Here is a 14,527-nt window from a genome sequence, read left to right as displayed (position 1 = left end):
TTATTATCTTATCTGACCATGTCCCTCAATTATCCACTTGTATGTATTCAACTCTTTGAGTCCCATTGGTCCACGTGCATGTAGCTTCTGAGTGCTTATTCCAATCTCTGCACCAAGTCCGAACTCAGCTCCATCGGTAAACGATGTAGGAACATTAACATATACACATGCTGCATCAACAGCACGCTGGAAATATGAAGCTGCCTCCCTGTTCTCGGTAATGATACATTCACTATGTCCGGATCCATATTTTGAGATATGCTCTGTAGCCTCTTCTATTCCATCGACAACCTTTATAGCCATCTTATAGTCCAGAAATTCTATGCCGAAAGTACTCTCGTCGGCATGCAACAGAAGTTCCTTAGGATAGAAATTCTTCATCACATCGTATGCCTCGTCATCTGCAAAGATGATTACATTGTCGTGCTGAAGACCACTGCAAAGTGACGGCAGATCGGCAATACGTTTTCTGTCAACCAGAACACAGTCTAAAGCATTGCAGACGCTCACTCTTCTTGTCTTAGCATTCTTAATAAGCATCATTCCTATCACGGCATCTCCATCATTATGGAAATAGGTGTGACATACGCCTGCTCCGGTCTCAATGACAGGTATTTTAGCATTTTCGCGGACATAATCTATCAATCCTCTTCCTCCTCTTGGTATTAACAGATCGACATATCCACGAGCATTAAGGAGCTCTGTAGTGGACTCGTGTCCTGCCGGGAGAAGCAACACGGTATCTTCATTGAAACCATGTTTCTTGAGAACTGACTTTATAACTTCTACTATAGCACGGTTGGAAAAATCGGCATCACTACCACCTTTAAGCACACAGGCATTACCTGATTTAAGACATAAAGAGAATACATCGAGTGTCACATTAGGACGTGCCTCATATATTATTCCGATAACTCCGAAGGGGACAGAAACTCTCTTTATCTCCAATCCATTTGGACGGACACATTTGTCGAGAACTTGTCCTACTGGTGAGTTTAATCGAGCTACAGTACGTATGCCTTGAGCAATATCTCCTATCCTCTCTACTGTAAGTTTAAGGCGATCGTATTTAGGATTTGCAGGATCCATCAAATCAAGGTCTTTCCTGTTCTCCTGAAGAATAATTTCCGCATTATCCTGAGCAACATCCGCAAGGTCATTAAGCAGGTCATTAATCTGCTCCTTTGTATGAAACTGCAACTGTTTGGCAGCTCTTCTTACATTACTTAATTGATTTTCTATATTGTACATAGCTTAACTTAATCAAGATATAAATAGTCGTAATGAACAACAGGCTTACATCCATGCAATCCTTTCATCTTCTCTATTTCTAAAGAGCTGAAAGCCACTCTGCCAACACCTATCTGTCTTTCCTTAATGTCAAAAATTCTCACTATATCGTCTTTCTCAAAATCTCCTACCACATTCACAATACCTACGGCAAGCAGGCTTTTAGCTTTCTTACCGGTCAGTGCCTTAACAGCATCTTCACTAAGATGAATCTCACCCTTTGCAAATCCATCGCTATGTGCAATCCATTTCTTCACGCTTGACACATTCTGATTGTCAGCAATAAATCGTGTACACAATGTCTTTTGCGGTGATTTAAGTAGGTCTACAAGGATATTATCTCTCTTTCCATTAGCAATGATAACAGAGATACCCTCATCGGCTACTTTCCTGGCTATTGTTGTCTTAGTAAGCATACCTCCTCGTCCAAATCCAGACTTTTCGGTCTGAATGAAATCTGAGAGATCCTTACCTTTTGCCACCTCACGAATAATCTCTACTCCGGGACTTCCCGGCTTACCATTGTATATACCATCAATATTACTAAGTATAATAAGTGCCTCCATATCCATCATAGAGGCTATCATACCCGAAAGTTCATCATTATCAGTAAACATAAGTTCGGTAACCGAGATCGTGTCATTCTCGTTGACAATTGGAATAACTCCATTCTCGAGCATGACCATCATACAGTTTCTCTGGTTGAGATAGTGGCGGCGTGTAGAAAAATTCTCTTTTGTAGTCAGTACTTGACCTACTGCTATTTTATGCTCACGGAAAAGCTCGTAATATCTGTTTATTAGTTTAGCCTGTCCTACAGCTGAGAATAGCTGACGCTGGTTTACGCTATCCAACTTTTTCGATGGTTTGATTTCACTTCTTCCTGATGCAACTGCTCCCGATGAGATAAGTATAATCTCGACACCCTGTTTATGAAGCTCGGCTACCTGATCTACCAACGCAGACATACGCGTTATATCCAAAGTTCCATCCTTTCGTGTAAGCACATTGCTACCTATTTTAACAGCAATCTTTTTGTACTGATTTTCCATATTTTTTCCTGTTAGAAAGACAAATATAAAAATTTTAATCCCTATAACTTTGTTTTTATAACTTATTCTGCGAAAATAGGTTTCCTTAATCTCAATTTTTTCACAAAAGTTTTTAAAATGTAAATATATAACCATAATATACATTAACACATTATCATAATTAGTGTATATTTGTCGATAATATCTAAACACCTTTATATGAAAAAATTATATCTAAGCATATTATCTTTGATGCTTACTCTACAGATTACAGGATGCAAATCCAACCAAGGAAACAGATCCATAGACTACACTCAGTATGTAAACCCTTTTATCGGTAATGCAGATAACGGACATACTTTTCCCGGTGCTACCACACCATTCGGTATGGTACAGGCCAGCCCTGTCACAGGTGCAGTGGGATGGCGATATTGCTCTGAATATGTTTATGGCGATTCTCTGATATGGGGATTCACTCAGACTCATCTCAACGGGACAGGATGTATGGACCTTGGAGATATACTTGTTATGCCTGTAAACGGAAAGAGACTTAAATCACTTGAAGATTTCAGAAGCGGATTCGATAAGAAGAGCGAACGAGCCACTCCGGGATACTATAGCGTTGAACTTAATAAACCGGATACTAAAGCTGAACTGACAGCTACAACTCACGCAGCTATGCACCGATATACATTCCACTCACCCGACTCAGCATCATTGTTGATAGATCTCCAGCACGGTCCTTCGTGGAATGAGAAGCAGTATCATTCGCATGTCAGTTTGTGTGAGACAAAATGGGAAGATGAATATACTCTAAGTGGCCATGTAAGAAATAGCGTATGGGTAGATCAGGACTATTTCTTTGTCATGAAATTTGATCATCCTGTAATTGATACTCTTAACTTGAAAAAGCTTGAAGGGGAAGTTGGAAAGAGAATTGTTGCGACATTCAAGCTCAACAAAGATGAGCAACTCTTAATGAAGGTAGCTCTTTCGACAACCAGCGTTGAGGGTGCCCGAAAGAATCTTATGAAAGAGATTATAGACTGGAACTTCGACAAGGTAAAAAGAGATGCAAAAGATACATGGAACAGCTATCTAGGAAGGATAGATGTGACAGGTACCAATGATGAGAAAATCAATTTCTATACCAGTTTCTATCATGCTCTGATACAACCAAATCAGATTTCGGATGTTGACGGAATGTACAGAAATGCTGCTGATTCAATAGTAAAAGCTGAGACAGGAAAGTTCTACTCAACTTTCTCACTATGGGATACATACCGCGCTGCACATCCTTTCTACACAATAGTAGTTCCTGAAAAGGTTGACGAGTTTGTATCATCTATGGTTGAGCAGGGTGAGGTGCAAGGATTCCTTCCTATATGGGCTCTTTGGGGAAAAGAGAACTACTGCATGGTTGCCAACCATGGTGTATCCGTTGTAGCAGAGGCTTACCGCAAAGGTTTCAGAGGCTTCGATGCCGAGAGGGCATTCAATATAATCAAGCGTACTCAGACAGAATCTCATAAGCTAAAATCGAACTGGGAAGACTATATGAAATATGGATATCTGCCTTCAGACAAAACTCCTGCAGAATCAGTCTCTTCGACTTTGGAATCTGTATATGATGACTATGCAGCAGCAGACATGGCAAAGAGAATGGGTAAGAAAAAGGATGCTGAATATTTCGGTAAGCGTGCTGACTTCTATAAGAATTTGTTCGATACTCAGACAGGTTTCATGCGCCCAAGAAATTCTGATGGAAGTTGGAAATCACCATTCAATCCAAGTATGGTTGGTCACTCTGAGAGCGTTGGTGGTGACTATACAGAAGGAAATGCTTGGCAATATACCTGGCACGTACAACATGATATTCCGGGACTTATAAAACTCTTCGGAGGTAATGATAGGTTTATAACAAAACTTGACTCACTATTCACTTTAGAACTTAAGACTGAACAGGCAGATGTAACCGGACTTATAGGACAATATGCACATGGCAACGAGCCAAGCCATCACGTAGCTTATCTCTATACAATGGCAGGTAAACCGGAGAGAACTCAGGAACTTATAAGAGAGATATTCGATAAGTTCTATAAACCAAAACCTGACGGTCTCTCAGGTAATGATGATTGCGGACAGATGTCAGCTTGGTATATGTTGTCGGCTATGGGATTCTATCCTGTTGATCCAGTGAGTGGAAACTACATCTTTGGTGCTCCACAAATGCCGAAGATTGTCATCAATCTACAAAATGGCAAGAAATTTACTATAATAGCAAAAGGTATCTCTAAGGAGAACAAATATGTTAAGTCAATTACACTAAACGGGGAGAAATATGATAAGAATTATATCACTCATGAAGATATCATCGGAGGAGGAAATCTGACATTTCAGATGACAAACAAGAAGTAACTTGGCATAGATCAATGAAACAGAAAGGAACTAAACAAGTACTATGTATTGTTTATTAAGTGATATTTAAGCTATTGTCTCTTATTTCGAGTATAATTATTTTCTTATTTTTGTAAGAGTAACTCAACTAGAAATATAAATTACAAACAATAAAAAATGAAAATCATAAATAAGCTATTTGCCGGTATAGTCTTAGTTGCTTTATGCCATATACCATCACTGAATGCCCAAGAAGTTCAAGGATTTGTTCACCAGCAATCCGAAGAGAATGGCTATATGTGGCCTACAGACAACCAAGTTCTCAGAAAACTTGATAAATGGCAAGACCAGAAATTTGGTGTACTATTCCACTGGGGACTATACTCTGTTCCAGGAATAGTTGAGTCATGGTCACTCTGTTCAGAGGACGAGGAATGGATTCCAAGGAAGAAAAACATTTCTTACGATGACTACAAAAAGTGGTATTTCGGTCTTAAAGACTCATTCAACCCGGTGAACTTCGATCCAAAGCAGTGGGCTGACGTAATGGATGATGCCGGAATGAAATATATGGTCTTCACAACAAAGCATCATGACGGGTTCTGTATGTATGATACAAAATATACAGATTTCTCTATCGCTAAAGGACCTTTCAAGAACAACCCTAAAAAAGATGTGCTTAAATATGTTCTTGATGCTTTCCGTGAAAAAGGGTTCATGATTGGTGAGTACTTCTCAAAGCCTGACTGGCATACAGAGTGGTTCTGGAACCCTTATTTTGCCACTCCCAACCGTCATATAAACTACAAGAAGGAGCGTCATCCTGATTGGTGGAAAAACTATCAGACATTTACTCAGAACCAGTTGAATGAACTTACAACTAACTATGGTCCAGTGGACATACTATGGTTAGATGGCGGATGGATAACAGGCTATGACTTCAACCTTGACTCTGTTCTTGTTGATGTAAGAAAGAGACATCCGGGGCTTATAGCTGTAGACAGAACAATAAAAGGTAAGAATGAGAACTATCAGACTCCTGAGAGAGGAATTCCGTCTACACAACTCAACTACCCTTGGGAGAGTTGTATACCCCTTGGTAATGACTGGGGATGGATAGCTAATGCGCCATTCAAATCTGCTCAGTATGTTATCAACTCTCTTATTGAGATAACAGCTAAAGGTGGCAACCTTCTTCTTGGTGTAGGTCCTACTCCTGATGGAATTATTGAGGCAGAAGTTGCGAAACGTCTGCACCAAGTAGGACAATGGCTCAACAAAAATGGAGAAGCTATTTATTCTACAAGGAATGCTGCTATATACCACGAGGGAAACGTATGGTTCACAGCTAACAAGAACAAGAAGACCATCTATGCTCTCTATGCTCTTCCAGAGAATGAAAAGCTTCCACAGATTATCGAGTGGAGCGGAAATATTCCAACAGGAAATATGACTCTCCTTCAGACAGGAAAGAGTGTGAAGTACTCTGTAAAGGGAGATAAGGTAAAGGTTACATTGCCAAAAGGCATCAATAATGAACCTTTAGCTTTCCGATTTAACATTAAGAAGTAAGAAAAGTTATAATAATATTGTTGGAAACCTTGAGTCTTTGGTTGTGCATTTTTTACTCAGCAACAAAAGTAAGAAGAGTTTTTGTATCATTGCCGGAAGCCTTGATTATTAGGTTATGCATTCCCATTAAACAATAAAATCATATTAAAATGAAATATTTTTTTACCAAAAAAAAATAGTCTATTTATAGTCTCTATGTAATTATTATTCATATATTTGCGCCAAACTAAAAGCTGTATTAACTTTAAATTTAATTATTATGAAGAGAGTTTTTATTTCTATTATCACTTTAATTTGCATCTCTTCTGCCATGATGGCACAAGATAATGAGAAGTTCGATAAGGAGTATTTCGAGATGCTTAAAAAGAGCGGAGCAATAGAGGCCATAGATCAACTGCCTTCCACAATGCTTGAGCAACTAAAACAATCAATGCCAAATGCACCTGAAGGTATGGTAAAAGAAATTTCAGATACTTTATCTGCATCAATGAAGGGCTTACTTACAAATAAGTTACTTCCTTACTATAAAAAGAACTTTACTATTTCAGAAATCAGGGAGATAAACAAGTTTTATGAGACACCTGTCGGAATGAAACTTAGCAAAATGGCCTCAAACATGTCAGAAGTTGTGCCGGAGTTAACAAAAGATATGATTCCTGTTCAGGAGAAAATTATGGCAATCGTAAAAAAGTGGATGGAAAATAAAGATGCTAAGTAATTAACAGACGGACAATCTGCATTAATATAAAAATAGCCCTCAATATCGAGGGCTATTTTTATATCTATAGGTTTACCTTTTCTTAATCACCAGATTATTTTTCGATAACTCCGAGTTAACGGTAAGAGATATGTCACCCTTTCTCTGGTCTGCCCTTACTACAATCATAGCACGTCCTTTCCATGTCTTGCAACTATTGCCAACATAAGGGATAGTATCTTTCAGACTTGCATTGCCTATAGCCTGAATAGTACCTCCTTTAATAGATGCTGTGATATCAATTTCTGCATTTGGATCTATAACTCCATCTTTATCTACTACCTCAACGGTTATAAAAGAGAGGTCTTGACCATCTCCCTTAATAGTCGAACGATCGGGGGTAAGTCGTAAAGAAGCAGCCTTTCCTGCCGACTTTAGTATAGTACTCTCTATTACATTGCCAGCCTTGTCCATGCCTACTGCCTTTAGCGTACCCACTTGGTAAGGAATTGTGAAAACAGCTTTGAACTCACTACTACGGTCTACACTCTTCTTATCTATCAGCTTATCATTTAGATAGAGTGCTACTAAAGGAGAGTGACTATATAACTCAACATCAATATCTTTACCCTCATGTCCGGGCCAGTTCCAACTCTCCCACATAGGCCAAACAGACCATGAAGTAAGTCTTACCTTACCAAAATATCCATCAGGTTCCTTAACCGCTATATAGATCTTCTTATCGGGACAATGAAGCAATTGTCGATAATGTGAGATAGGCTTACGCCATCCCAAGATATCTATATCACCACAATAGCCACCATGATATGGGAAATGATTAGTCTGATAATGTTCTCCAGCGCTCTCTCCGTCGTAATAGAAACGGCCAATACCTGACTCACCAAGATAATCCAAAGCTGTCCATACAAAATCACCGACAATATATGAGTGATCTGTCAACATGCACCAGTTGGAGAACGCATCCTTAGGATAAGATTCCGTCTGCATCATCACTCTTGATGGAACTCTCTCATGATCTGACTCTGCCTTATGAATAAGATAGTTGTAGCCCACAATATCATGTTCTGCCGCAAGAGGATCGTAAATCTCCCAATCATTATCCCAACTTGCCAATGCAGAGGTCACAGGACGTGTGCCATCAAGAGAACGGATATGTGTAGCCAACTTATGGGCAGTAGTAACCACCTCCAACTTCTTTCTCTCAATAACCTCATTGCCTATACTCCAACAGAATATTGATGGGTGATTACGGTCACGTAGTACCATGCTCTCTATATCTTCCTTCCACCACTTATCGAATATTGTGGAATAATCGTATTTATTCTTTGCATCTCTCCATCCGTCGAAAGCCTCATCAATAACCAATAGTCCTAATGAATCGCACGCATAAAGGAATGCTTCGGATGGAATATTATGTGATGTTCGCACGGCATTGAAGCCGGCCTCCTTCAGTAGTTCAACACGGCGAACCTCAGCACGGTCGAAAGCTGCTGCACCGAGTATGCCATTATCATGATGTGCACAACCACCATTAAGTTTCAAACTTTTCCCATTAAGTCTCAGACCGGATTTAGAATCATATTCTATCTTCTTGATACCATATATCTCAGTAAATGTATCTGCTACCTTACCTTTCTCATCTATTATCTCCAACTTTACGTCATATAGTGCAGGATTTCCAGGACTCCATAGCTCCGGATTCTTGACTTCTACCAATGAAGTGAACTCCTTAGCAGAGTTTGCAGGTATCATTAGAGAGGATTTAGCTTCTGCCACCTTTACCCCTTTTCGCAAGAGAGAGAAGATGCATGATAATGACTTATCTGCCTTGCTATCATTTGCTACCTTACTTGATATCTTAACTGAAGAGTTATCCTTATCGACAGAAGGAGATGTTATCTGTGTACTCCAATGTGGTATATGAACTGAATTTGCAGACATGAGCCACACATGGCGATATATTCCGGACCCTGAGTACCAACGGCAATTTTTCTGTTGGCTATTGTCTACCCTCACCGCAACAAGGTTTTTCTCCCCTGCTTTTATGTAAGAGGTAATATCAAAAATAAAAGAGGAGTAACCATAGGGATGTTTCCCAACTAACTTACCATTGACATAGAGTTCAGAGTTCATATATACCCCTTCAAAATAGAGACTGATCTCCTTATCGTTTACCGATTTGGGAATAAAAAACTCTTTTCTGTACCAGCCTATTCCATCAGGGAAATAACCTCCGTCATTACCCATAGCATTTTTTGCATCAATCTTTCCTTCAATACTCCAATCGTGTGGCAGATTAACTATGCGCCAGCTGGCGTCGTCGAACTTAATACTTTTTGCCTCTTGATTATCATTAAGAGAGAAGAGCCAGTTTCTGTCAAAGGACTGTTTCCTTAATGATAAATCAACTTTATCAGCCTTATAATTAGACTTTGTGGTATTATTGACTCTATCTAAATTCACAGCCAAAAGTGAATTTGTCTGAGAATAGAGTGATAAGAATAATGAAATAAATAGAAGTAGTTTTCTCATAATATTATAATTAGCAGCTATAAAACTACATAAAGATTTTCTATTCGTCTCTCTTTATTCCTTTTTTAAGAAATACGAGCTTATAAATAGAAACATTTAGGACGTAGATTACTCCACGTCCTATAAAATCTATTCTTATCTGCTAATCGCCAATTATTCATTAAAATTTGCCTAATAAGCAAAGTCTATGTTGAAAGAATAGGTGATAACATATCTGCTAATTGCACAGAATATATTACCACCTAAATTCTATGAAGAAAAGTATTATTCTTAATTATTCATTATTCGGCAACTTGCCAAGTAAATACACAACCATTCTTCCTGTTTGCATCAGGTCCCTGGCAATCAGCGGCATAAGGGCTTCCATCAACAGGATGCTTGTATACATACTTCTGTGTTGTCATCGACAACAGCATGAACTCTCCATTGAGCATATCCTGCCATACAAAATCTTCCGCTTTATTAGCATCATCAGTGAAACGGACATCTCCAGAGAGACCTTGACCGGTGATCATGACAAAGCGACCATCTGCACACTTAAGGTTTATCTTACCATTACCTTTATCGATAACGGTGAACTTAGCTTGATTTGATTTAGCGTTTTTAGAGAATGGAGCAGCATCATGCATCATACCATGAGGCATTGCATACATTAGATTTCCAATAGCAATATTATTGATTGTGATGCTCTTTCCAAGAGGTATGTTCTTTGAGCGGTCTGCCAAAGGTTCATCAACAATGAAGTTGTCAAAATCGGCATATCCACCATTTACCATAGCTGTGTTGAATGAGTAGAGCGCATATCTTGCACCTTGGAAGGTCCTCATCTGATAAGATACTATAGTTGTATCACCTATCATCTTCCAATTATAACCATCTGTTGAATATGAGAACCTAACCTGGCTCTTGTCATAATCTCCCCAAACACGCAACCATATCTTCTTGGCATCAACATTATCAACGATCTCATTATTGGTATTCTGATCGTACCAACGCATAGAGAGTTTCTTATCTCCTTTTACAACTCCCAGAGTAACGTAAGGTGCATTAAGTATTCCAAGTCCGGCATTATCGCCTTTCTTCAGATGAGAAGCATCGAGAGTTACTGTAGCCATTGAAATAGGTCCCATAGCACGCTGAGTAAGCGTATTCTTAGCTTTCATAAATTGGTTTGCAGGCATACAATGCAATCTCAGTACCCCCTTCTTCTTATCCAGTGCCCATTTCCCTTTTACAGGGTTATGATTCCATTGCCATACCGGTTTCAATTTATCACCATTGAAGTCATCGCATCTCTCATAAGGAGCATGTGGAGTAGGATTACTATTGTTTGGCTTGAACCATGTTCTCGGTGAGCGTCCTAAGTTTTTCTCTAATCCGAAATATGGCCATCCGTCAACCCATGTAACAGGAGATAAGCATGTTGTACGTCCCACAGCATTGAAATCCTGCATAGAGACACCCCACCATGAACCATCTGCAGCTTGAACAATACCTCCCTGGTGAATTGTAGCCGGACCTAATTTGTCTACATTTGCTCTATTCTGAGTAAACTTATATCCATCCTCAGGAATTTTCCCTCCCAAGCCTACATTACCAGTTGTCCAGGCTGTTCCATAGCCAAAAGACTCTCTTGCACTAATAACACAGGTCTCGTATGGACCATATATACTCTTTGAACGGGCACACTGCATTCTTCCCATTGGCGAGTAGTCTGCAGATATGATGTAGTACATGCCATTAATCTTATAAACATGATGTCCCTCTCCCATTGCATTACCCTCTTTGATAATGACACGTGAAGTACCTTCAACCGGACCGCTTAAATCAGGTTTAAGTTCTGTACAGGTAACATTTCCATACTTATGAATAGCATATATCTTACCGTTATCATCAAAAAGTACAGAAAGGTCGTATATGTCTCCCTCTACCTTTACATGTTTCCAAGGGCCTTTAATATTATCAGCAATATAAGCTTGAAGTCCATGACCATTTATGTTGGAGAAGACATAGAATTTCCCTTTATGATAACGTATACATGGAGCCCATATACCCTGTCCATATACATCTTTTCCATTTTCAAGTCTGAACTCAGATGAAAGGTCATCAAATTCATCAAAACAATATGATGCAAATTTCCAGTTCACCAAATCTGTAGAGTGAAGGATAACTATACCTGGAACGGTATGCATTGTAGTACCGGCAAGGTAGTAATCATTACCCACACGTATGATATCCGGGTCTGAGAACTCATCATAGAAGAGTGGGTTTGTATATGTTCCATTTCCATTATCAGCACTCCATGACCTCTGCTCATAAGTTTTCACTGGAGTACCAGCAAAAACATGTGTAATTGATAGAAGTGCAAGTGTTATTAGCAGCTTTATTTTCATATTATAACAAATTATTTCAAAACAAATTTATAAACGTTAGCTTCTTTGAATGGTGCTTTGCTTGGTGCAACTATCTCAACACCCTGAGTAGTCTGTTTCCACATAACCTTCTCATCAGAACCAAGAAGTTGTATACTCTTAACCTTATCCTTGCTTACACCTTTAGCAAGACTCTTCACTGCGAAATTTTCTTCAGGAGCGCCGAACAAAGTAACATATAGAGTTTTACCCTTCTTGTTGAAACGGATATCTTTTGATGACCATTTTACTCGTCCTTCATTAAAGCCTTGTGCATTGATTGGGTTCTTAACATCTACAGAAGGTCCCTCACCATATACTCTCCATGGACGTGTGCCAAAGATGCTCTCACCATTAACCTGCATCCAATCTGCGATCTTCTCGATTACTGCTCTTTCAAGAGGGTCAATAGAACCATTACCTTTTACTGGAACATTAAGAAGAAGGTTTCCGTTTTTAGATACAACATCAACCAGCATACGGATTACATCTTCAGGTTTCTTGTAACCCTCATTCAGATATACATGTTTATCATAGTGCCATGATCCTATGCATGTACATGTCTGCCAAGGAAGTTCCTGTATCTCATCAGGAGCACCACGCTCTACATCCCATACAATCATCTTCTTCTGTTCATTGTTCAAAACTTTACCGAAGACAACTGCCTTATTTTTTCCATTGTTCTCTGCCATGCTCTTGTTGTACATATGAGCAACAGTTGCAATACCTGCATCCGATACCGGGTAGAGTGGCAGGAATGTATCATCATAATATAGTAAATCAGGATTATATTTGTTTATCAGATCAACAGTACGGTTATAAAACTTATCGCAATAAGCCTGATCAGGACATGTAACCTCGTTTGTATCCCACTCCCAGTGTCTGTTATTCTTACTCAATGGATGACGCTGTTCGTATAGGTCCTGGATATCATATCCTTCCCACCATTTTCCTTTACCATCCTCTTCTGTTAGCCATCCGTCATATTTCACACCCTTAAGAGTTCCCTTAGTATCGGCACCTCTTGAAGTCTCCATCCAGCACCATGCATGAGATGCGTGTACACTCACACCGAAAGGAAGTCTCTCACGTTTGCATATAGCTGCCCATGTTCCAATGATATCCTTTTTTGGTCCCATATTAACTGAGTTCCATGGCTGATATTTGCTATCATACATATCGAAGTTATCATGATGATTTGCCATAGCAAAGAAGTATTTTGCTCCGGCTCTTTTATAGAGTTCTATCAACTTCTCAGGTTCCCATTTGTCTGCCTTCCACAATGGAATCCAATCCTTAAAGCCAAATTCTGACGGGTGTCCCATAGCGTCAATCTGATATCGGTATCGGCTATTTCCCTCAATATACATCTCACGAGCATACCAGTCACCATCTTCAGGCTGACATTGTGGTCCCCAGTGAGCCCATATACCGAACTTTGCATCGCGAAACCACTCCGGACACTTATAGTCGGCAAGAGATTCTGCTGTCTGCTTATACTTACCTTCACAGATAGGTTCTTTATCTGTGTTTACCTTAACTTTAAACTCCTGTGCCAAGGCTGAGTTGCCGGCTATAAGAGTAGAGACAATAAGACTATTTCGTAATAATGATTTAAGATTAATCATAATATGATTTTTTATATGTTTTTCTATTTTTATCTCCTGCAGCTATCCAGGAAATCAAATATATCAGGTAAAACCATCGGTACCATTGAGCCGTGATCACCATCCACTTCCTTATATCTAAAGTTGAAATTATTCTCCTTCAACCACCTGCTTAGTTCTCTACTTCCCGAGAGTGATGCTCCAGCCTTTGTACCTTCTGTATAGAATATCGGTTTCTTACGAAGATTCTCCCATGGATATCCCTCCTTAGTCACAAAAGGTCCCGAAAGAGGTGCCAATGCATTCCAATATCCGGAATATTTAGCTCCCAGATACCATGTTCCACCAGACCCCATTGAGTGTCCCATAAGAAAAAGGTTTTTCTTATCGACAGGGTATTCTGTCATGACAATTTCAAGAACATTTATTATATCCTTCTCGCTTATAATCTGAGCTTTTCTCCTTTCGGGAGTGATATTAGTAATAATTTTCCTTATCACTTCATCTTTTCCAAAAACTCCAGGTAGCATAAGCTCATTTCCATAGGATGCATCTCCTCCTAACGGAGAGACTAGAAGATACCCATGTTCATTAGCCAACTTCACTAGTTGTTTATCATTCTGATCTAGATATGAGTTCTCATCGTTCCAGCCGCCATGCAAGAAGAGTACCAATGGAAGTTTAGATTTCCCATCCCAACTGTCAGGAACGCATATACGATAAGGAAGAGTTCTCTTTGCCTCATCGAAATAGTAGCTTCGATGTTGGTCACCCTTAGCTCTCCATTTGTCACCCTTCTCAGAGATTAACCTCTTGGCCAATCTCCTCGACTCTTTAATCTGTTCTTTTGGATCTATAGTATTGCCAAAAACAATATTGCTCTCCTTAACCTTTCGGGCATATGCTCCTTCTGAAAAAAGAAGAGATAACATAGAGAATAAAATAAGTAGTTGTTTCATAGTATTAATT

9 protein-coding genes are annotated in these 14,527 nt (G+C 39.3%); 3 read left to right on the top strand and 6 right to left on the bottom strand.

Annotation, left to right across the window (positions count from 1 at the left end; all coding sequences use genetic code 11):
• Window positions 1-3 precede the first annotated feature (3 nt).
• The gene (locus JCM15092_RS02940) at window positions 4-1,251 is read right to left on the bottom strand and encodes a glutamate-5-semialdehyde dehydrogenase (RefSeq protein ID WP_024993350.1); all 1,248 of its coding nucleotides are present in this window, start codon (window positions 1,249-1,251) and stop codon (window positions 4-6) included.
• Window positions 1,252-1,259: 8 nt separating this feature from the next.
• Complete coding sequence (proB, locus tag JCM15092_RS02935; RefSeq protein ID WP_024993349.1) at window positions 1,260-2,342, bottom strand: glutamate 5-kinase; 1,083 nt, start codon at window positions 2,340-2,342, stop codon at window positions 1,260-1,262.
• A 198-nt stretch (window positions 2,343-2,540) separates the two neighbouring features.
• Here proB and JCM15092_RS02930 point away from each other — a divergent pair, with 198 nt between their 5' ends.
• The 3 genes from JCM15092_RS02930 to JCM15092_RS02915 all read left to right on the top strand — a co-directional run bounded on the left by JCM15092_RS02930 (window position 2,541) and on the right by JCM15092_RS02915 (window position 7,008).
• Window positions 2,541-4,739 (top strand): GH92 family glycosyl hydrolase, encoded by a 2,199-nt coding sequence (locus tag JCM15092_RS02930; RefSeq protein ID WP_024993348.1) that lies wholly within the window; start codon window positions 2,541-2,543, stop codon window positions 4,737-4,739.
• Between the two features lie 156 nt (window positions 4,740-4,895).
• Entirely contained in the window at window positions 4,896-6,290 is a 1,395-nt protein-coding gene (locus JCM15092_RS02925) for an alpha-L-fucosidase (protein ID WP_024993347.1), read from the top strand.
• A 259-nt stretch (window positions 6,291-6,549) separates the two neighbouring features.
• Entirely contained in the window at window positions 6,550-7,008 is a 459-nt protein-coding gene (locus tag JCM15092_RS02915; RefSeq protein WP_084488425.1) for a DUF2059 domain-containing protein, read from the top strand.
• A 72-nt stretch (window positions 7,009-7,080) separates the two neighbouring features.
• Here the strand turns inward: JCM15092_RS02915 and JCM15092_RS02910 are convergent, their stop codons facing one another.
• From JCM15092_RS02910 to JCM15092_RS02895, 4 genes are all read right to left on the bottom strand, one after another.
• Window positions 7,081-9,540, bottom strand: coding sequence for a glycoside hydrolase family 2 protein (locus tag JCM15092_RS02910; RefSeq protein ID WP_024993345.1), 2,460 nt, complete (start codon window positions 9,538-9,540; stop codon window positions 7,081-7,083).
• Window positions 9,541-9,821: 281 nt separating this feature from the next.
• Window positions 9,822-11,933, bottom strand: a complete 2,112-nt coding sequence (locus JCM15092_RS02905; RefSeq protein WP_024993344.1) for a glycoside hydrolase family 43 protein — start codon at window positions 11,931-11,933, stop codon at window positions 9,822-9,824.
• Window positions 11,934-11,944: 11 nt separating this feature from the next.
• A complete protein-coding gene (locus JCM15092_RS02900; protein ID WP_024993343.1) occupies window positions 11,945-13,579 on the bottom strand; it encodes an alpha-L-fucosidase in 1,635 nt (544 codons plus the stop codon).
• A gap of 29 nt (window positions 13,580-13,608) precedes the next feature.
• Entirely contained in the window at window positions 13,609-14,517 is a 909-nt protein-coding gene (locus JCM15092_RS02895) for a carboxylesterase family protein (RefSeq protein WP_024993342.1), read from the bottom strand.
• Window positions 14,518-14,527: the final 10 nt, after the last annotated feature.

It is taken from the genome of Phocaeicola paurosaccharolyticus JCM 15092 (assembly GCF_000613805.1).
GTDB classification, from domain to species: Bacteria; Bacteroidota; Bacteroidia; order Bacteroidales; family Bacteroidaceae; genus Phocaeicola; species Phocaeicola paurosaccharolyticus.
This window is presented reverse-complemented; position numbering and strand designations above follow the sequence as displayed.

Bases quoted from the DNA above. Each gene is read 5' to 3' on its own strand.
- JCM15092_RS02940 (WP_024993350.1), bottom strand. From the start codon at position 1,251: ATGTACAATATAGAAAATCAATTAAGTAATGTAAGAAGAGCTGCCAAA.
- proB (WP_024993349.1), bottom strand. From the start codon at position 2,342: ATGGAAAATCAGTACAAAAAGATTGCTGTTAAAATAGGTAGCAATGTG.
- JCM15092_RS02930 (WP_024993348.1), top strand. From the start codon at position 2,541: ATGAAAAAATTATATCTAAGCATATTATCTTTGATGCTTACTCTACAG.
- JCM15092_RS02925 (WP_024993347.1), top strand. From the start codon at position 4,896: ATGAAAATCATAAATAAGCTATTTGCCGGTATAGTCTTAGTTGCTTTA.
- JCM15092_RS02915 (WP_084488425.1), top strand. From the start codon at position 6,550: ATGAAGAGAGTTTTTATTTCTATTATCACTTTAATTTGCATCTCTTCT.
- JCM15092_RS02910 (WP_024993345.1), bottom strand. From the start codon at position 9,540: ATGAGAAAACTACTTCTATTTATTTCATTATTCTTATCACTCTATTCT.
- JCM15092_RS02905 (WP_024993344.1), bottom strand. From the start codon at position 11,933: ATGAAAATAAAGCTGCTAATAACACTTGCACTTCTATCAATTACACAT.
- JCM15092_RS02900 (WP_024993343.1), bottom strand. From the start codon at position 13,579: ATGATTAATCTTAAATCATTATTACGAAATAGTCTTATTGTCTCTACT.
- JCM15092_RS02895 (WP_024993342.1), bottom strand. From the start codon at position 14,517: ATGAAACAACTACTTATTTTATTCTCTATGTTATCTCTTCTTTTTTCA.